The 19,410-nt window shown below is 72.5% G+C and carries 14 protein-coding genes; 11 read left to right on the top strand and 3 right to left on the bottom strand.

Annotated features, from left to right (window positions below):
- Nucleotides 1-444 precede the first annotated feature (444 nt).
- From ACX27O_RS10395 to ACX27O_RS10365, 7 genes are all read left to right on the top strand, one after another.
- Nucleotides 445-2,655 (top strand): PLL family lectin, encoded by a 2,211-nt coding sequence (locus ACX27O_RS10395; RefSeq protein WP_156058017.1) that lies wholly within the window; start codon nt 445-447, stop codon nt 2,653-2,655.
- Between the two features lie 96 nt (nt 2,656-2,751).
- Nucleotides 2,752-3,495: an ArsR/SmtB family transcription factor gene (locus tag ACX27O_RS10390; protein WP_458939344.1), complete on the top strand. Its 744-nt coding sequence runs from the start codon at nt 2,752-2,754 to the stop codon at nt 3,493-3,495.
- Nucleotides 3,496-3,566: 71 nt separating this feature from the next.
- The gene (locus tag ACX27O_RS10385) at nt 3,567-4,601 is read left to right on the top strand and encodes a cytochrome P450 (RefSeq protein WP_458939342.1); all 1,035 of its coding nucleotides are present in this window, start codon (nt 3,567-3,569) and stop codon (nt 4,599-4,601) included.
- Nucleotides 4,598-5,398: an isocitrate lyase/PEP mutase family protein gene (locus tag ACX27O_RS10380; protein ID WP_030337863.1), complete on the top strand. Its 801-nt coding sequence runs from the start codon at nt 4,598-4,600 to the stop codon at nt 5,396-5,398. Before ACX27O_RS10385 ends, ACX27O_RS10380 begins: the two co-directional genes overlap by 4 nt.
- A gap of 745 nt (nt 5,399-6,143) precedes the next feature.
- Nucleotides 6,144-7,112 (top strand): DUF5715 family protein, encoded by a 969-nt coding sequence (locus ACX27O_RS10375; protein ID WP_358128637.1) that lies wholly within the window; start codon nt 6,144-6,146, stop codon nt 7,110-7,112.
- 4 nt (nt 7,113-7,116) lie between these two features.
- Entirely contained in the window at nt 7,117-8,706 is a 1,590-nt protein-coding gene (locus ACX27O_RS10370; RefSeq protein WP_030338063.1) for an asparagine synthetase B family protein, read from the top strand.
- 61 nt (nt 8,707-8,767) lie between these two features.
- Entirely contained in the window at nt 8,768-9,595 is an 828-nt protein-coding gene (locus tag ACX27O_RS10365) for a MerR family transcriptional regulator (protein ID WP_458939341.1), read from the top strand.
- 40 nt (nt 9,596-9,635) lie between these two features.
- Here the strand turns inward: ACX27O_RS10365 and ACX27O_RS10360 are convergent, their stop codons facing one another.
- Together ACX27O_RS10360 and ACX27O_RS10355 are read right to left on the bottom strand one after the other, a co-directional pair.
- Nucleotides 9,636-10,862, bottom strand: coding sequence for an ArsB/NhaD family transporter (locus tag ACX27O_RS10360; protein WP_458939340.1), 1,227 nt, complete (start codon nt 10,860-10,862; stop codon nt 9,636-9,638).
- A gap of 274 nt (nt 10,863-11,136) precedes the next feature.
- On the bottom strand, nt 11,137-12,582 hold the full coding sequence (locus ACX27O_RS10355) for an LVIVD repeat-containing protein (protein WP_030338057.1): 1,446 nt from the start codon (nt 12,580-12,582) through the stop codon (nt 11,137-11,139).
- Nucleotides 12,583-12,720: 138 nt separating this feature from the next.
- Between ACX27O_RS10355 and ACX27O_RS10350 the strand changes: the two genes are divergently transcribed.
- The 4 genes from ACX27O_RS10350 (at nt 12,721) to ACX27O_RS10335 (ending at nt 18,000) form a co-directional block, all read left to right on the top strand.
- On the top strand, nt 12,721-13,428 hold the full coding sequence (locus ACX27O_RS10350; RefSeq protein WP_030338056.1) for a DUF305 domain-containing protein: 708 nt from the start codon (nt 12,721-12,723) through the stop codon (nt 13,426-13,428).
- A gap of 64 nt (nt 13,429-13,492) precedes the next feature.
- Nucleotides 13,493-14,716, top strand: a complete 1,224-nt coding sequence (locus tag ACX27O_RS10345; protein ID WP_030338055.1) for a sensor histidine kinase — start codon at nt 13,493-13,495, stop codon at nt 14,714-14,716.
- A complete protein-coding gene (locus tag ACX27O_RS10340) occupies nt 14,713-15,378 on the top strand; it encodes a response regulator (protein ID WP_030338054.1) in 666 nt (221 codons plus the stop codon). Before ACX27O_RS10345 ends, ACX27O_RS10340 begins: the two co-directional genes overlap by 4 nt.
- Before the next feature lie 147 nt (nt 15,379-15,525).
- Nucleotides 15,526-18,000 (top strand): ABC transporter permease, encoded by a 2,475-nt coding sequence (locus ACX27O_RS10335; RefSeq protein ID WP_458939339.1) that lies wholly within the window; start codon nt 15,526-15,528, stop codon nt 17,998-18,000.
- 91 nt (nt 18,001-18,091) lie between these two features.
- On the opposite strand, the gene ACX27O_RS10330 is transcribed toward ACX27O_RS10335, so the two are convergent.
- Nucleotides 18,092-19,354, bottom strand: a complete 1,263-nt coding sequence (locus ACX27O_RS10330; protein WP_030338052.1) for a nucleotide sugar dehydrogenase — start codon at nt 19,352-19,354, stop codon at nt 18,092-18,094.
- Nucleotides 19,355-19,410 lie beyond the last annotated feature (56 nt).

The following is a 19,410-nucleotide window of genomic DNA, read 5'->3' as shown; positions in this document are numbered from 1 at the left end:
AGTTCGAGACAATGCCAGCTGATATGGCGGAGAGATTAGGCTCCCTGATGGGAAAACTGTCGAATATTGTGCATTCGAGAGGCGGTGATTCGTAACAGCTTGTTTCTGGCGTTCGAAGGCGTTGACTGAATGCTATTATCGACGGACCCGATTTCTTGTTGGAGCCGAGACCAATTCTGTTTAGGTAAACGTGACTTCTTTAGATCCGTTGCCGCTGATCACGGTTGAAGGCGTAGTCGAACACCGGCCGAATTGCGATCTGGGATTAGAGTATGGGTGGGGATGAGAGTTTTGGTCCAGCAAATCCGAGTATGGCTGCTTCCCAAGAAGATAGTTGCGGCGTTACTGAGTGCGACATTGTTCGTCGGACTGATCGCTGGTGCGCCAACGGGCGTCAGCGCCGACGCCGCCGGTAGGGGTGGTGACTTCGTACCGATCGACAGCGTGCCCCTTCTGGACACCCGGGACGGCACCGGCGGCACGACCGGTGTGCGGGGCGCCAAGTCGGTCACCACGTTCAACGCCGTCGGCATCGCCGGTATCCCGACCAGCGGGGTCGGCGCGTTGATGGTCGACGTGACGGCGATCTACCCGACCGCCAACACGTTCCTGACCATCTACCCGGACCTGACGGAACCGAAGGCGTCGGCCATGAACGCCTCGATCGGCGAGGTCATGACCAACTCGGCGGTGGTCAAGCCTGGTACGAACGGCAAGCTCGCGGTGCGCAACGCGGGCGGCAACGTCCACATCAGAGTGGATGTGGTGGGTTACTTCACGACCGCCACCGGCAGCGTCGGATCCGGCTTCGTGCCGGTGGACCACACCCGGGTGGTCGACACCCGAACCGGGCAGGGGATCACCGCCGGCACGATGCCCACCCGTGGGACGCGTACCGCCAACATCTACGGCGGTGGGCTGGTGCCCAGTTCCGCTACGGCGGTCATGCTGGACGTCGTGGTGATCGGTGCGACCGGCAACGGCTGGATGACCGTCGGGTCGAGCACGGCCGCGGAGACCGGCATCGACTACGCCAAGGGCGCCACCTCGATGGGGATGGTCGTCAAACTGAACCCCGGTGCCGGCTCCGTGACGCTGGAGAACCGCGGTTCGGCCGTGCATGTTGCCATCACCGTCCAGGGCTACTGGACCGGCAGCTCCACCACCGGCGCCGGCCTGCGCACGGTTCCGGCGGTCACCCTGTACGACAGCCGTTTCCCCAGCGGCGCCCAGCCGGTGCCCGCCAACGGCACCGTCGATGTCGCGGTCGCCGGCACCAACGGCCTGCCGACCCGTGGCATCGCCGCCGCCGTCCTCAATGTCCATGCGGTCGCCCCGACTGTCGACGGGTTCTTCACCGTCACGCCGCTGGGCAGCACCGCGAACACCGTCTCGACGACGAATTTCCCCGCCGCGCACGTCGCCCGGTCCAGCATCGTGGTGACCAAACTGGGCACCGAGGGGAAGGTACGGATCAAGAACGCCAGCAGTGGGACCGTGCACCTCGTGGTCGACCTGCAGGGCTGGTTCGCCGACCCGCTTCCGTTCCTGCCCACCGAGTCCTTCTCCCGCTCGACGGCTTTGCAGGGGCAGCCGAGCGATGGCAGCGCGCTCGGGGTCATCGTCTACGCGCACACCGACAACACCGGTCAGGTGCGGGTCGTGCACCAGCAGAACCCGGACGACTTCACCAGCGTGCAGCACATCCCCCAGTTCGGTGCGGAGGCGTTCACCGGGCAGCCTGCGTTGAACGTGCAGAGTGGCAACAAGCAGGTGCAGATCAGCGCCCTGCACACCACCGGCACCGTGTGGACCGGTGCCCAGACGGCGGCGAACGCGGCGACCTGGGCGACGACCGGGAACCTCGGCGGCACCATGGTCGGCCGGCCCGCCACTGTCACCCTCGCCGACGGCACCAGCGTGATCTTCGCGGTGGACGTCGACGGTCGCCTGTGGCACTACCGCCAGAGCGGGACGGGTGCGTCGTGGAAGAGCCTCGGCGACGTCGACCTCACCGGCGGCGTGACAGTGGTGAATGTCGACACCGGTGTCCGGCTGGTCTCCACCACCATGACCGGCACCATCAAGACCGCTGTCTACTCCACCGACGGCACCCTCAGCGCTTGGGTGGACCTGGGCGGGAACGTGACCGGGGTGCCGGCCGCCTTCCTCAACCAGGGCTACCGCACCGGCGTGGTGGCCCGTGCGGCCGACGGTTCGCTGATCACGAAGAAGCAGGAACTGGGCGGCGCCTGGCCGAGCACCTGGCAGACGGTGGGCACGTTCACCGCGGCCGGGTCCCCGGCCGCGATCCTCGACCCGGCCTTGGGCCGGATCGCTGTTGTCGCCCGCGGGCCCGACAACGAGATGTACCGGGTGTACGAGACCGAGCAGGGCTCCGGCACCTGGGGTGAGTGGCTGCGCCTGTACGAGAACCCGAGCGACCCGACCGCCGCCACCGCCGCCACCGATCCCAGCATCGCGCCGATCCAGAACTCCGGCGGAACCGGATTCGTGGTGGTGTACCGCAACCGGAACAACACCACCATCGCGCTGGACCGGCGGTTCGCCGCCCCCGGTGGGATGGCGGCAGCGAAGGTGAGCCCGTCGCAGGTCAGCTTCGGCGCGCACCTCATCCCGACGCCGAAGGACTGATCCTCGGCATCACGAGGACCGGGGGCCTCCGTCAACCTGACGGAGGCCCCGGGTCGCTGGTCACCGGTGCGTCGGCTGCCTTTCTAGACTGAGGCGATGAGCGTTGGCACCGACGGCCGGGGGATGGCCGAACTGGCCGCCCTGCTGGCCGACGGCACCCGCGCCGGGATGTGCCTGGCCCTGCTCGACGGGCGGGCGTGGACCGCCGGTGAGTTGGCCCGGCGCGCCGGCGTCGCCCCGTCGACGGCCAGCGACCACCTCACCCGACTGGTCCGCGGTGGGCTGCTCGTCGAGGAACGACAGGGTCGGCACCGCTACCTGCGACTGGCCGGGCCGGCGGTGGCCCAGCTGATCGAGGACCTGGCCGGCCACGCCCCGGCCACCCCCACACCGACCGGGTCGCTGCGCGCGGCGACCGCCAGCGCCTCCCTGGCGTACGCCCGGACCTGTTACGACCACCTCGCCGGGCGGCTGGGCGTGTTGATGTACGACGCGCTGCTCAGCGCGGGCCGGCTCGACCGGTCCAGCGGGCTGGCGCTGACGCCCGACGGCTGGGCCTGGGTGAGCGGGTTGGGCGTACCCGTGGACGTGCTGCGCGCCGCCCGCCGCCCGGTGGTCCGCGACTGCCTGGACTGGACCGAACGCCGCCCGCACCTGGCCGGCGCGCTCGGCGCGGCGCTCTGCCGCCGCTTCACCGACCTGGGTTGGATCAGCCGGGGCGTAGGCCGCGCCGTCCGCCTCACGCCCACCGGCCGCCCTGGCCTGGCCGCGGCTCTGGCGGTCCCCGACCACACCCTCGACCCGCCGGTAGCCCCGCCGCCCAGGAGCGGCCGCGCCTGACGATTGTGCGCGCCTGACGGGGGCGGGATCGTTCGGTGCGGGGCGAAAGGTTCGCGCCCTACGGTCGGGCGGTGACAGACACCTGGCCCGTCATCGCGCCCGCCCCGGGAACCCCGGCGTGTGGGCCACCCTCGTTCGCACCGGAGCGCGGCTGGTGGGTGACCCGGCACGCCGACGTGCGGGCCGCACTCACCGACCCGGCGTTGCGGGTGCCGCCCGTCGACACCGGCCCGTTCGGCACCCTCGCCTGGCTGCGCGCCACGGTCAGCCGGTTCAGCGCGCCGCGACAGCACGCCGACCGTCGGGTGGTCGCGGTGGCGGCGCTGGCCCCGCTGGACCCGGACGAGCTGCGACACGATGCGGCCCGGCTGACCGTGGCCGTTGTCGACCGAGCCGGCGACCGGGTCGACGTGATCCGGGAACTGGCCCGGCCGGTGCCGCTGCGGGCGTTGGCCGCTCGCCTCGGTTTCGCGGATCCGGCAGCCGCCGGGACGGCGGTCGCGGTCGTCGCGGCCGCGTACCACCCTGGGGTGGACCCGGCGTCGACCGCGCGGGCCGACCGGGCGGTGGCGGCGCTGCTGGCGCTCGCGCCAGCGGGACCCCCGGTGGTACGGGCGAACCTGATCGGCCTCCTGGTCCAGGCGTGCGACGCGACCGCCGGCCTGATCGGCGCCGCCGCCCATCACCTGTTGCCCCCGGCCGCCCCGGAAACGCCGGCCACGGCACTGACCGCCGACCTGCTGGCCGAGGTGCTGCGCCTCGACCCGCCGGTGCGCGCCACCCGACGGGTCACCGTCGACGCGGTACGGCTGGGCGGGCAGGATCTGCCGGCGGGCACTCCGGTGCTGCTGCGTTTCGACGCGGCCAACCGCGACCCGCGGGCGTTCACCGACCCCGCGAGGTTCCAGCCTGGTCGGCCTGGTGCCGGACTGTTGACGTTCGGGACGGGGGAGCGGGGTTGCCCCGGCGACCGGCACGCCCTGGCGCTGGCCAGCGGGGTGCTCGACGTGCTGCGGGAACGCTGCCGGCGTAGTCCGACCCCGGTGCGTCACGAGCCGCACCCGACAGTGCGGGTGCCGACAGATCTGGAGGTGAGCGTCCGATGATCGACAGTCGTGCCGCGTTCCACGCCCTGCACCGCGCCGGCCGCCCACTGCTGCTGCCCAACGCGTGGGACCACGCCTCGGCGGCGGCGCTCGCCGCGCGAGGCCACCCGGCCATCGGCACCACCAGCCTCGGGGTCGCCGCGACCACCGGCCGTCCCGACGGCGCGGCGGCCACCGCGGGAGAGACCCTCGCCCTGGCCCGCCGCCTGGCCGGGTTGCCGGTGCTGCTCAGCGTGGACGTGGAGGGCGGGTTCAGTGACGACCCGGCGGAGGTTGCCGCGTACGTGGCGGACCTGGCCGGGCTCGGCGTGGTCGGGATCAACCTGGAGGACGGCCGCCCGGACGGCACGCTTGCCGACCCCGAGTGCGTCGCCGACAAAATCGCGGCGGTGAAGGCGGCGGTGCCGGACCTGTTCGTCAACGCCCGCACCGACACGTGGTGGCTTGCGGTGGCCGACCCGCTGCCGCAGGCCCTCGCCCGAGCCCGCGCCTACCGGGCGGCCGGCGCGAACGGGATCTTCGTGCCGGGCACCGTCGACGACGCGACGCTGCGGGTCCTCACCGAGCGGGTCGACGCTCCCGTGAACGCGCTGTACCAGCCCGGCGGCCCGGGGCTGACCGAGCTGGGCAGGGCCGGGGTGGCCCGGGTCAGCACCGGCTCGCTGCTGTTCCGGGCAGCACTGGGCGCCGCGCTCGACGCCGCCGACGCCGTCCGCCTCGGCAGGCCCACCACCTCGTCGGGCCTGCCGTCGTACGCCGAGGTGCAAGCCCTGGTGCCGCCGCCCGCCGCCGACTGACGGCGCCCGCCGCCGACTGACGGCGCCCGCCGCCGACTGACGGCGCCCGCCGCCGACTGACGGCGCCCGCCGCCGACTGACGGCGCCCGCCGCCGACTGACGGCGCCCGCCGCCGACTGACGGCGCCCGCCGCCGACTGACGGCGGCGGCCGGCGTCTGACGGTGGCGGCCGGTGGCAAGCGATGGCGGACGGCGGCGTCTAACGGCCCGATGGTGTCCGCCGGCTGCCCCGGCCCGCGCGGGCAGCGGCCCGGTCAACCGCCGCCGGTGGGTGAGGGTGCGTTCCGACGCCTTTGGAGCTGAATCGTTGACGACATCACAGGCCGGCTGCCGACCCAACCACCCTCTGCCCGCCCCTGCCCCGCGCCCCCGACCCTGCGTCCCCGACCTGCGTCCCTGCCCTGCCCGCCGCCCACCCTGATCAAGAGGTTTGCGTCACCGGAACGGCTTCGGATGACGCAAACCTCTTGATCACGTCACGGTGGCGGTCGGTGGGCGGGTGTGGGGGAGTGGGGCATGCCGGGGGGCGAAGGGGGCGGTTGGGGGTCGGGGCGGTCGTGATTCGTTGGCGACATCAGCTCCAAAGGGGTCATCAGCATGGGTTGCCCCCGGCGAGGGCGGGTGGGTGGTGTGTGGTCCGTTCGGGGGCGAATAGGAGGAATGTTCGGTCGGTTCCGGTGCTGATGATTACGGTGTGTTTCAGGGCGAACCACCCAGTGCCGTGACCGGAGAAAGGGACCCCGTCATGCGAGTGCCCAGCCGTAGTCCGGGACAGCAGCCCGGTTCGCCTCCGTCGCCCACCGCCCCGGCCCGCCGTCGACCCTCCGGCGCGGCCCCCCGCCGCCTTCCCGCCGCCGCGCCCGACCTGGCCGCTTACCGGGCCGCCGTCGCCGAGCTGCTGGTCGAGGTCGGCGCCCTGGCGGACGCGGCGAGCACCCGGGCCCGGCAGGTGCTCATCGACGAGCGGCTGCGGGAGCCGGCGCTCGCCGCGGTCCTCGACGGCACCCCGCAGGGGCTGATCGGCGCGCGCGAGACCCTGCTGCTGGAGATGGCCCGCTATCAGCCGAACGACCGCACCTCGGCCGGTGACCTCAGCGCCCTGGTCCGGATCTACCTGCTCTCCCGCATCGACGTGCTGTGGTGGCAGGACGCGCCGACCTTCGTCACCGACGACCAGGTCAACGGCAGCGCCGAACTGGTCGACCTGGAGTGGCTGCGCCGCCGTGACCTGCTGCGCTTCCGCTACCAGGAACAGCCCGCCACGATGCTGGGACGGGCCGCGCGCGGGCTGCGGCGCCGACTGCTACCCGACGCCACCCCGCACACCGCGGGGCTGCTGTTCCGCCGCGCCCGCCGCGAGGTGGTGGCGCTGCTCAACGACATCGCACGGGAGTTCGCCGCCGTCGCGCCGCCGGCCACCCCGCCGCTCTGGGTGACCAGCCTGGTCCGCAGCGCCGAGCACCAGTACCGGTTGCGCCGCCTGGGCTACGCGGCGATGTTGCCCAGCGGGCACTGCCTCGGCTACTCGGTCGACGTCGAGCTCGCCTGGTTCGAGCGTTTCGGCGCGCGGGACACCCTGGCGCAGCTGCTGCTGAGCCGACAGGAGGCCGGTGAGCTGAACGTGATCGACGAGGGGCAGGCCTGGCACCTGTGTCTCGCGCCCACCGCCCGGCGTCGGCTACGCCGGGCGTACGAGGCCGAGATGGGGGTCTGAGCCGGTGTGCGGCATCGCGTTGAGCATCGGCCCCGAGGCCGACCCGGCGACCTTCCGGCGGATGCTCGCCGCCCTGGCCCCACGCGGTGAGGTCACCGAAACCCGGTCGGAGAACGGGCTGCTCGCCGGCACCCGTCGACTGCGGGTCGTCGACCGGGACCGGGCGGTGCAACCGTGGACCTCGACCGACGAACGATGGCTGCTCTGCTTCAACGGCGAGATCTTCAACTACCGGGAGTTGCGGGCGCAGCTGACCCGCCTGGGGCAGGCCTTCCGCACCGAGAGCGACACCGAGGTGCTGCTCGCCGCGTTCCAGCAGTGGGGCGAGGCCGCGGTGACCCGGCTGCGCGGCGAGTACGCCTTCGCGGTCGTCGAACGGGCCACCGGTCGGGCGTACCTGGCCCGCGACCCGCTCGGCGTCAAGCCGCTGTACTGGTCCCGTCGGCCCGGCTGCCTGCACATCGCCTCCGAGGTCAAGGCGCTCGTCGGGCACGGCGCCCCGATCGCCGAGGTGCCGCCCGGGCACCACGGCTGGGCCGAGGCGGACGGGCACGTGCGCCTGAGCCCGTACGTCGACCTGCTCACCATCGGCGACGGCCTGCCGATCATCGACGACCCGGACGAGGCCGCGCTGCTGGTCCGCGCCGCGCTGAGCGACGCGATCCGGATGCGGGTGGAGACCGACCTGACCGTCGGGGTGGTGCTCTCCGGTGGCCTGGACAGCTCGTTGACCCTGCGGCAGGTGCGGGACATCCACCCGGACTGTGTCGCGGTGACCGTCGGCGTGGCGGACAGCCCCGACGTGGCGTACGCCCGGCGGCTCGCCGCCGACCTCGACGTGCCGCACGTGGTGGTCGAGCTGCGCCCCCGCGACATCCGGCTCGCCGACGTCCGCGAGGCCATCCGGATCTCCGAACTGACCGAGTACGGCGACATCATCAACGCGGTCGTCTCGGTGCCGATCTTCCGGCGGCTGCGCGACCTGGGCATCAAGGTGGTGTTGACCGGTGACGGCTCCGACGAGCTGTTCGGCGGGTACCCGATGTACCACCAGGTCGCCCCGGCGGCGGCCCGCAGGCTGTTCCTGCACCGCATCCGCAACCTGTGCCGCACCGAGTTGCAGCGGGTCGACCGGGCCGCCATGGGACACGGCGTGGAGGCACGGGTGCCGTTCCTCGACCTCAGCGTGGTGGAGCTGGCGATGCGGTTGCCGGTGGATCTGAAGCTGCGCCACGGGCAGGAGAAGTGGATCGTCCGGCGGGCGTTCGGCGACGTGCTGCCCGACTACATCCTCCGCCGTCCGAAGAACCCGATGTCGTACTCGTCCGGGTTGCACGAGCGGGTCCGGCTGTACAAGCCGCTCTTCGCCCGGCTGCACCGCTCGTTCGGCTACGACCTGCAGGAGCCGGTCCGGCGGGACTTCGACACCGTGCTGAGCCGCTGCGGCAACGACCTGGACCGGGCCATCGCCGACGGTCTCAGCCGACCCGACTACACGGTCCTGGAGCACGCCCGCGACCTGGTCGGCGCGGCCAAGTGGAACGCCGCGCCGATGGTCCGCCGGCTGGTCGGCCCGCGCCCGGCCCGCCCCTGACGGTCGTCCCGCACGTCACGCTTGACTCTGACACGGTGTCAGGGACGAGTGTGAGGGGGCCATGTTCACCATCGGAGACTTCGCCAGATTCGGCCGGGTGTCGGTGCGGATGCTGCGCCACTACGACAGCATCGGCCTGCTGCGCCCGGCCAGCGTCGACCCGCACAGCGGTTACCGCTTCTACCGGGCCGACCAGCTGCGTCGGCTCAACCGGGTGATCGCCCTCAAGGAGCTGGGCCTCACCCTGGAACAGGTGCGCGCGATCGTCGACGACGCCGTCGACGTGGCCGAGCTGCGGGGCATGCTGCGGCTGCGCCGGAGCCAGCTGGCGGAGCAGTTGGCCGCCGACACGGCCCGGTTGGCGGCCGTGGAGGCGAGGCTCCGAATGATCGAGTCGGAGGGTCGGATGACCACCCAGGACGTCGTACTCAAGGAGATCGCACCGGTCCGCGTCGCGGAGCTGACCGCCGTCGCGGCCAGTTACCAGGGCGAGGACATCGGACCGGTGATCCAACCGCTCTACCCCGAGCTGTTCCGGCGGTTGTCGGCGGCCGGCGTCAACCCGAGCGGGCCCGCCGTCGCCTGGTACGAGCCCGCCGATGCGGGCGGCGACGCCGTCGTCGTGCACGCCGGGGTGCTCGTCGACGCCGAGCCGGCCGCGGCTCCCGACGTCACGGTGCGCGACCTGCCGGCGCTGCGCAGCGCGTCGACCATCATCCACCACGGTGCGATGGCCGACGTCGAGCCGAGCATGCAGGCGCTCGCCCGGTGGATCGAGGAGAACGGCTACCGCACCGACGGTTTCGCCCGGGAGGTCTACCTGGACTACTGCGCGGACACCCCGGAGAAGGGCGTCACCGAGCTTCAGCTCGCCGTGTACCGCGACTGAGCCGGCCGCCGCGCACCGGATCGTCCCGCCGACCGGGCGCTCAGCTCACCAGCAGCAGCGCGCCGACCGCGCCGAGCGTGCCGGTGACCGCGAGCAGCGTGCTGGTCAGCACGAACCGGGTCACCGGCACCGTGACCCGGGCCGCCCGGCACCGCTCGAACCACAGCAGGGTCGCCAGCGACGCCCAGGGTGCGGCCAGCGGGCCGACGTTGGTGCCGATCAGCAGGGCCAGCAGCCGGGTCGCGTCGCCGCCCGGCAGCACCGACTCGCCGGCCAGGTAGGCCGGCAGGTTGTTCAGCGCGTTGGCGAGCAGCGCTCCGGTGCCGCCGGCGCGCAGCGCGCCGAGCGCACCACCGTCGGCCCCGAGCAGGGTGCCCGCCAGGTCGTCCAGCCCGTGCCGGCCGAGGGTCTGCACCACCAGGAACAGGCCGGTGACGAAGAGCAGGAGGCGCACCGGCACCAGCCCCGGGCGCAGCGTGGCGGGGGAGCGGACGACGAACCCGACCAGCACCAGCGCCAGCGCGACGGTGGAGGCGAGACCGATCTCCACGCCGGCGAGGATCCCGCCGATGAAGAGCAGACAACCGGCGAGGGCGGTGCGGTGCAGCACCGGGTCCGCCGGCACGTGCGCGGCCGGCGGGACGAAGCGCCCCCCGGTCGGTTGGTCCCGCCGCCACCAGGTGAACCAGAGCAGCGCCATCGTGACCGCCACCGCCACCAGCTGAGGCAGCGCCATGCGGGTCGCGTACGTCAGGGGCGCCAGCCCGACCCGGTCGGCGGCCAGCAGGTTGGTCAGGTTGGACACCGGCAACAGCAGACTGGCGGTGTTCGCCAGCCAGACCGTGGTGACCGCGAGCGGGCCGGCGGGCACGCGCAGGGTGCGCGCCAGCGCGAGCAGGACCGGGGTGAGCAGCACGGCGGTGGTGTCGAGGTTGAGCACGAGGGTGGTCAGTGTCGCCAGGCCGCCGCAGAGCAGGAACAGCGCCGCCCACCTCCCCCGGGAGGCGATGGCCAGTCGGCTGGCCAGCACGTCGAACACACCGGCCACGGCGGTCAGCTCGGCGAGCACGATGACGGTGCCGAGGAAGAGCAGCAGCGGCAGGATCCGGTGCAGCGTGGCGGTGGTCTCCGCGCGGGGCAGCAGCCCGCTCAGCGCGCAGGCCGCGCCGACCACGGCGAGGACGACCGCCACCAGGTCCAGCGGGTGGGGTCGCCAGCGGGTGGTCGGCTCGGGTGTGGCGGGCGGTGCGACGGCGGCAAGCTTCACGTCTGACCACGTTGACACGGTGGCTGGTCTGCCGCCCGCGCTGGAACTGTCAGGGTGACCAGGCCCACCAGCGCGTGACCGGCGACCGGAGCAGCGCGGTCGACCAGTCGCGGCGCTGCGGCGCGGGGAACCCGACAGACCGGCCCGGGACGGGAGACAACCGACGATCGGCCCCACCGCGTCCGATAGGTAGCGTGACCGGCGAATTCCGCCCGAACAGGGCCGGGCCCGGCCCCCGGAGATCGGGGGCCGGGCCCGGCTGCGGGCTCGGTGCCTACCAGCCCAGGTAGCTGGGCTGGGTCTGCACGTTGAGCTCCTGGTAGCGGGTCAGCTTGGCCGTCCAGGTGCGCCAGTCGTTCAGCTCCAGGACGTCCAGGCCCTTCACCATGTCGTTGGAGTAGATGTGGCCGTTGTAGTAGTACGCGGACCAGGTGCCACCGCCGACAGGCCGGTCTGCCGAGAGCGGGCCGCGCTCCCAGAAGGCGATCTCCTTCGGGTTGGCCGAGTCGGTGAAGTCCCAGACCGAGATGCCGCCCTGGTACCACGCCTGGACCATGATGTCCTTACCGAGCACCGGGATCAGCGAGCCGTTGTGCGCCACGCAGTTCTCGGTGTCGGCGTTCGCCCGGGGGATCTTGTAGTAGCTGCGGAAGGTCATCTTCCGGGCGTTGCCGCGGCCGCTGATGTCGTAGATGGCGTCCGCGCCCCGGTTCGGGCCGACAGCCTCGTTGCAGGTCGCCGCGCCGCCGCCACCCAGCTCGTCGGTGAAGATCACCTTGGTGCCGGCGTTGTTGAAGGTGGCCGAGTGCCAGAACGCGAAGTTGACCTCGTCCCGCACCCGGTTGATGACCCGGGGCGCTTCCCGGTTCTTGATGTCGAGCAGGATGCCGTCACCCATGCACGCGCCGGCGGCCAGGTCCTTGGCCGGGTAGACGGTGATGTCGTGGCAGCCGGTGGTCGCCGAGCCGGTCTCACTGCCCGGGAAACCGCCGTCCGGGAAGAGGTTCGGGGCCGCGATCACCGCGGCGTCCGTCGGCTTCTTCAGCGGCACCTTGATGATGGAGATGGAGTCGTGCGGGGGCTGGCAGTCCGGGAACTCGGCCCGCGGGCTGTACGACGAGACGTACAGGTAGACCGTCTTGTTGTTCTTGCCCGGCACCAGGGTGTGGGTGTGTGAGCCGCAGGCCGTCTCGACGGACTTGATGTAGCGCGGGTTGGCCTTGTCCTTGATGTCGAAGACCTTGATGCCCTCCCACGAGCCCTTCACGTCCGCCCCCTGCGCGGTGCTGTTGCAGGAGTCGTCGCTGCGGGACGAGTCGGTGGAGAGGAAGAGCAGGTCACCGTGGACGGAGATGTCGTTCTGCGACCCCGGGCAGAGCACCCGGGCCTTGACCGTCGGGGCGCTGGGCCGCGAGATGTCGTAGATGACGAAGCCGTTGTAGTTGCCGGCGAACGCGTACTTGCCCTGGAAGGCGATGTCGCTGTTGGTCGCGTCCAGTGGGGCGACCTTGGGCACGTTGGCGATCTGGCGCAGGTTGGGGCTGCTCACGATCTCGTCGACGCCGGGGATCGTGTTGGTGAGCGCGGGGGCTGGGGCCGCCTGCGGCACCGTCTGGGCGTTGCTCGCCGGGGCGACGAGAGCGCTGGCGACGAGGAGGCCGGTCGTGGCGAGCGCCACGATGCGCAGTTGTCGTAACCGTGGCTTGTGGAGTCTGATCATCGGCGGGGCCCTTCGCAAGGGGGAGACGATGGCTGACACGTTACCGCTCGACGAAGAACGTCGATGTGAGCTGGATCACATGAAAGTGGGTTCTTCAATGGATAGCATCGCGGTGACCTCGACTGCAGGGAGTGGCCCATGACCAACCGGCGCGCACGCACCCTGGCGATCGTCACACTCGCTGTCGCGTTGCCGCTGGTGGCGTTCATGATGATCCGCCTCGACGGCGACACCGGCACGCGGGCCGCGCAGCCGGTCTCCGCGCCCGCCCCCGCAACCGCGTCGCCGACGGTCAGCCCGGTCCCCACCGACCTGACCGTCATCGCGCCCGGCCGCCCGGGCGAGACGGCGGCCACCCGGCCGGCGCACGAGGTCCGCGACGTCGGCCCCGCCCCGCACAACTCGCTGGACGTCTGGTTCGTCCGGATGATGATCCCGCACCACGCGCAGGCCCTGGCGATGGCGGAGCTCGCCCCCGACCGGGCCGCCGACCCCGACGTGCGGGCCATCGCCGAGCGCATCCGGGCCAGCCAGGGCCCGGAGATGGGCATGATGCGCGGCTGGTTGCAGACCCGCGGCCTCCCCGCGGAGGTCCAGGGGCACGACCACGGCACCATGCGCGGCATGCAGTCACCCGAGGCGATGGCGCAGCTCGCCGCGACCCGTGGCCCGGACTTCGACGAGCTCTTCGTCCAGATGATGACCGAGCACCACCAGGGCGCCATCGAGATGGCCACCAACCTGCTCACCGTCGGCTCCGACCTGACGCTCAACGAGTTCGCCAACGCCGTCGCCACCGAGCAGACCGTCGAGATCGACCGCATGCGCGAGATCCTCGGCTCCTGAGCCGGGGCGCGAGGGGCCCGGGCGCGCGGGGGGCGAGGGCCGCCCGTCCCGGCACGTACGCTGGGTGACCGTGAGACGCACAGTGCTCGGCCGCCCGCTGCGCGGCGTCGCCTTCGACGTGGCCGTCGCCGCCCTGGTGGTGCTCGTCTCGCTGGCCGCGGCGGTGAACCAGCCGGGAGGTTGGGCGGCCACGGCGGTCGGCGTGGGCATGGCGGTGGCGCTGCTGTTCCGCCGCACCCACCCGGGCGTGGTGACGGTGGCCGTCGCGGCGCTCGCCCTCATCCAGGTGGTCGCCCGGTGGGGTCCGCTCATCTACGACGTGGCCGTCCTGATCGCGCTCTACAGCGTGGTGAAGTACGGGCGGCGGCTACGCGACGGCGTGCTGGCCGGCGCGGTCGCGGCCGTCGGGGTGCTGCTGGCCGCCGCACAGACCCCCAACGTCATCCAGTGGTGGGTGACCGCGCTGTGGTACGCGCTGGTCACCGGCGCGGTGTGGTTGGTAGCGCTGAACGTGCGGACCCGCCGGCTCTACGTGCTCAGCCTGGAGGAGCGGGCCGCGACCCTGGAACGCGAACGGGAGGCCGAGTCCCGGGCGGCGGTCGCCGAGGAGCGCACCCGGATCGCCCGTGAGCTGCACGACGTGGTCGCACACAGCATGGCCGTGATGATCGTCCAGGCGGACGGCGCCCGGTTCATGCTCGACAGCGACCCCGCCCAGGCGCGTACCGCGGTGAAGGTGGTGGCGGACACCGGCCGGCAGGCCCTCGAGGAGATGCGCCGGCTCGTCGGGGTCCTGCGCGACGCCGGCCCGACCGGCGGGGAGGCCGACGCGGCCGGGCTGGCGGTGGCGGCCGACCCGGAGCACCGGCGTCTCGCCCTGGCGGAGCTGCCCGACCTGCTGGCCCGGTTCGTCGACGCCGGCCTGCACGTCCGCAGCACCGCCACCGGTACGCCACCGACCCTGCCGCCGGGCCTGGAGCTGACCGTCTACCGGGTGGTGCAGGAGGCGCTGACCAACGCGCTCAAGCACGCCGGGGTCGGCGCCAGCGTCGAGGTCGTCCTGTCGTACACCGTCGAAGCCGTCGTGGTCCGGGTGGTCGACGACGGTCGCGGCCGCCCGCTGGTCAGCCCGGCGCCGCCCGGCGGTCACGGCCTGCTCGGCATGCGGGAGCGGGTGACGGTGTACGACGGCAGCCTCACCGCCGGCCCCCGACCGACCGGGGGCTGGCAGGTCGAGGTTCGGCTGCCGCTACCGTCGGAGCCGGCAACGGAGGTGATCGCGGCATGACGGTCCGGGTAGTGATCGTGGACGACCAGGCGCTGGTCCGCGCCGGGTTCCGGATGGTGCTGGACTCCCAGCCCGACCTTGAGGTCGTCGGGGAGGCGATCGACGGCGCGGACGCCCTGCGGGTGCTCGCCCGCACCGAGGCCGACGTCGTCGTGATGGACATCCGGATGCCCACCATGGACGGGGTGGAGGCGACCCGGCGACTCTGCGCCGAGCGGCCCACGGGCGGGCCCCGGGTGCTGGTGCTGACCACCTTCGACACCGAGGCGGACGCGTTCGCCGCCCTACAGGCCGGGGCGAGCGGATTCCTGCTCAAGAACGTCCCGCCGGAGGAGCTGCTGGCGGCCATCCGGGTGGTGGCCCAGGGCGACTCGGTGGTGGCTCCGTCGATCACCCGGCGTCTGCTGGACCGGTTCGCCGGGCAACTCGGCGCCGCCCCGAGCGGCGACCCTCGGCTCGCCCAGCTCACCGAACGGGAACGGGAGGTGCTGCTGCTGGTCGCCCAGGGGCTGTCCAACGCGGAGATCGCCGCCCGGGTGCACGTCGCCGAGGCGACGGTGAAGACCCACGTCGGGCGGATCCTGGCCAAGCTCCAGCTGCGCGACCGGGTCCAGGCGGTGGTCCTGGCGTACGAGAGTGGGCTGGTCACGCCCGGCGGATGACACCGCGTACGACCTGGGTCGTAGCGGGCGGCGGGCGCACCGCGACCCCTGGCGCAGGCAGGTCGAGCGCGCAGGTGGAGATCGATCCAGCGGTGCCGGCCATAGCGTCGGAGGGGTCCGATCCGCCACCCGCACCGGGAGCCCCGCATGATCCGCCTGACCCTGCGCTCGTTGCGTGCCGAGGCGCTGCGCATGCTGCTCTCGGCGCTCGCCGTCGTGCTCGGCGTCGCGTTCGTCGCCGGCACGATGATCTTCGTCGACGGGATGCGGACCGGCGCGTACGAGCGGGCCGGCACCTTCGACCGCCACACCGACCTGGGTGTCTACTCGACCGGCCGGGAGGTGTTGCCCCCGACCCTGGTCGACCGGGTGCGGGCGGTCGACGGGGTGGCCGCCGCAGCCGGTGAGCTGACCAACACCGCCGGGATCGTCGGCGCCGACGGTCGGCCGGTGCTCGGCTTCACCATGCTCGTCGCCGTCCCCACCGAGGACGCGCTGCGCTCGTACGACGTGGTGGCCGGCCGGTTGCCCGACCGGGCCGGTGAGGTGGTGCTCGACGCGCCCACGGCGGCCGAGCAGGGCTTCGGGCTCGGCGCGACGGTCCGGATCGGTGCCACCGGCGGAGCGGCCCGCCCGTACACGCTGGTCGGCACCGTCGACGTGGCCGGCACCTCCCGCGACGTCGGCGGTCCGTTCGTCGGCCTGGTCGGGCCGGACGCGCTGGCCCTCACCGGCGAGCGGGGCTACGGCCGCGTCATGGTGGCGGCCCGCCCGGGCGCCGACGTCGCGGCGCTGACCGAGCGGGTACGCGCCGTGGTCGGCGCCGAAGCCACTGTGAAGAGTCGCCAGCAGATCCTCGACGAGGCGGTGCAGGAGGCGGTCCGCAACGTGGACCAGTTCCGCATGCTGCTGTTGATCTTCGTGGGGGTCGCGATCGTGGTGGCCGGCTTCGTGATCGCCAACACCTTCGCGATCGTGCTGGCACAGCGCACCCGGCGCACCGCGCTGCTGCGCCTGATCGGCGCCACCCGGGGGCAGGTCTTCCGGTCCACAGTGCTGGAGTCGGCAGTGCTGGGGTTGGTCGCCTCCACGCTCGGAGTGCTGATCGGGGTGGCCCTCGCCGGTGCGATGCGGCTTCTGCTGTCCCGACTGGACGTACCGGTCACCGGCGGCCTGACCGTGACCGGTTCGACGGTGCTGACCGGCCTGCTGCTGGGCACCGGCCTCACCGTGTGCGCCGCCCTGCTCCCGGCCTGGCGGGGAACGCGGATCGCCCCGGTGGCCGCGCTCACCGACGCCGCGGTGCAGCCCAGCCGGGGTGCCGGTCGGCTCCGGCTGACCGCCGGCGCGGTGGTGCTCGCCGCCGGGGTCGCCGCGCTGACCGGTGCCGCCAGCGCCGGGCAGCTGCTGCTGGTGGCGGCCGGCGGGGTGCTCAGCTTCTTCGGGATCGTGCTGTTCGGGCCGGTGCTCGTCCCGGCGCTGGCCCGGGTGTTCGGCTGGCCGGTACGACGGGTGCTCGGCACCGCCGGTGAGCTGGCGGTCGCCAACACGGTGCGCAATCCACGGCGGGTCGCCGCGGCGGCCACGGCACTGGTGATCGGGATCGGACTGGTCTCGGCGTTCATGGTGGGCGCGCGCAGCACCAAGGACGGCATCGAACGCAGCGTCGACGCTCAGATCGGCACCGACTTCGTGGTCAGCGGAATCGGACAGGACCTGCCGGCCGCGCTCGTCGGTGAGCTCATCGCCCGCCCCGAGTTGGGGGTCGTGCACGAGCAGCGCAGCGTCGTCGTCGACGACGTCGAGATCCGCGCGGCCCACCCGGCGCTGGTCTCTCGGACGCTGAGCGGAGTGCTGGCCGGCGACGCCGACCGTGTCGGTCCGGGGCAGGTGCTGGTGCACAGCGAGTTGGCGCGCTCCCGTGGTTGGCAGGTCGGTTCGCCGGTGACCGTCGCGGGCCGGTCGATGCGGGTGGCCGCCGTGGTCACCGACGACACCCCCGGCGGTGCGGTGCCGGCGGGTCACGTCATCGACCTGTCCGACCAGGACTTCGCCGCGCTCTTCCCCGCCCAGCGGGGCTACCTGGCCGAGATCGACCCCGCCGCCGGGGTGAGCGCCGATCGGGCTCGTGCGGCGATCACGGCCGTGCTCGGCCGGTACCCGACGGTGAACCTGATGGACCAGGGCGCGTACAAGAAGATGCTCACCGGCACTGTGGACATGCTGCTCGCCTTCGTCACCGCGCTGCTCGGCCTGGCCGTGGTGATCGCCCTGGTCGGCGTCGCGAACACGCTGAGCCTGTCGGTGCTCGAACGGACCAGGGAGAACGCCGTGCTGCGGGCCGTCGGGCTCAGCCGGGGGCGGATGCGGGCCGTGCTCGCCGTCGAGGCGGTGCTGATGGCGGTGGTCGGCGCGGTGCTCGGCGTCGGGCTCGGCACCGGAGTCAGCGCGTCCACGATGGCCCTGCTGGACCGCCTCGGCGGCGACTTCCACGTGGTGCTGCCGTTCGGTCAGCTCGGGCTGATCCTCGGCGTCGCGGTGCTGGCCGCCCTGCTCGCCTCGGTGCTGCCGGCCCGCCGGGCGCTGTCCCGCCCGGTCGTCGAGGCGCTCGCCGACCAGTGACCGGCCGGGTTGTCGGCAGTGGCACCGGACGGACATCGCCGGCCGGCCCCGCCCTCTTCCCCGGTGGCGGGACCGGCCAGCGGTGCCGGGTCTACAGGCGCTCGACCATCGGGCCGACGCACCGGTTGCGGGTGTCGAAGACGTAGCGGGCGTGCGTGACCACGAGGTCGTAGTCGAAGATGTCATGGTCGGTGACCACCACCACCGCGTCGGCGGCGCGCACCTCCCGCTCGGTGAGCCCGACCATGGTGACCCCGGCGGGGAGCTGGTGCGCCTCCGCGTACGGCTCGACGGCGTGCACCTCGGCGCCGAGGGCCTGCAACCGTCGCGCCACATCGACGGCCGGGGAGTCCCGCATGTCGCCGGTGTTCTTCTTGTAGGCCAGACCGAGCAGCAGCAGCCGGGCGCCTCTGGCGGCCCGACCGTCCCGGTTCAGCCCCGCCATGATCCGCTGCGCGACGTGCTCGGGCATCTCGTGGTTGACGTCGTTGGCCAGCTCGATGAACCGGAACTGCCGCCCGAGGCGGCGCTTGACCTGCCAGGACAGGTAGCACGGGTCGATCGGCAGGCAGTGCCCCCCGACGCCGGGGCCGGGCCGGAACGGCAGGAAACCGAACGGCTTGGTCGAGGCCGCGTCGATCGCCTCCCAGACGTCGATGTCGAGGTGGTGCGAGAGCATGGTCAGCTCGTTGATCAGCGCGATGTTGACCTGGCGGAAGGTGTTCTCGATCAGCTTGGTCAGCTCGGCGACGCGGGTGGAGTCCACCGGCACGGTGCGTTCCACGAGGCGCCGGTAGAACTCGTCCACCCGGGCCAGCGACGCCCGGTCCACACCGGAGACCACCTTCGGGGTGTTCTCCAGGCGCCAGGTCGGGTTGCCCGGGTCGATCCGCTCCGGGCTGTAGCCCAGGTGGAAGTCGCCGGGGCTGGTCAGCCCGCTGGCCGACTCCAGCAGCGGGCGCAGCAGCTCCTCCGTGGTGCCGGGGTACGTGGTCGATTCCAGGATCACCGTGCAGCCCGGGCGTACGTACGGGCCGATGCCGATGCCGGCCTGCTCGACGAAGCTCAGGTCGGGGGTGCCGTCGCGCAGCGGGGTCGGCACCGTGATGACGCAGATGTCGAACCCGTCGGCGTCGGTGTACTCGGTGCTGGGGTGGTAGCGACCGCTGCCCAACGCCCGGCCCAGCCGGTCGGCCGGGATGTCCTCGACGAACGACTCGCCGGAGGCGAGGCGCTTGACCCGGTCGGCGTCGACGTCCAGCCCGACCACGTCGAGCCCCGCCTCGACGGCCCGCATGGCCAGTGGCAGTCCCACATACCCCTGACCGATGACGACCAGCTTTTCAGCGCTCACCCAGGCTCCCGCAGCAGATGGTGTAAATGGCCTGCTGAGAGCCTAGAGGCGTCTTC

The sequence above is a fragment of the Micromonospora sp. SD19 genome, assembly GCF_054462275.1.
Note: the sequence above shows the minus strand (reverse complement) of the source record. Positions and strands in the feature narration are given on the sequence as shown.

Excerpts from the sequence above, each read along its gene's own strand:
- ACX27O_RS10335 (WP_458939339.1), top strand. The coding sequence starts at position 15,526 with ATGATCCGCCTGACCCTGCGCTCGTTGCGTGCCGAGGCGCTGCGCATG.
- ACX27O_RS10355 (WP_030338057.1), bottom strand. The coding sequence starts at position 12,582 with ATGATCAGACTCCACAAGCCACGGTTACGACAACTGCGCATCGTGGCG.
- ACX27O_RS10375 (WP_358128637.1), top strand. The coding sequence starts at position 6,144 with ATGCGAGTGCCCAGCCGTAGTCCGGGACAGCAGCCCGGTTCGCCTCCG.
- ACX27O_RS10340 (WP_030338054.1), top strand. The coding sequence starts at position 14,713 with ATGACGGTCCGGGTAGTGATCGTGGACGACCAGGCGCTGGTCCGCGCC.
- ACX27O_RS10390 (WP_458939344.1), top strand. The coding sequence starts at position 2,752 with ATGAGCGTTGGCACCGACGGCCGGGGGATGGCCGAACTGGCCGCCCTG.
- ACX27O_RS10380 (WP_030337863.1), top strand. The coding sequence starts at position 4,598 with ATGATCGACAGTCGTGCCGCGTTCCACGCCCTGCACCGCGCCGGCCGC.
- ACX27O_RS10365 (WP_458939341.1), top strand. The coding sequence starts at position 8,768 with ATGTTCACCATCGGAGACTTCGCCAGATTCGGCCGGGTGTCGGTGCGG.
- ACX27O_RS10350 (WP_030338056.1), top strand. The coding sequence starts at position 12,721 with ATGACCAACCGGCGCGCACGCACCCTGGCGATCGTCACACTCGCTGTC.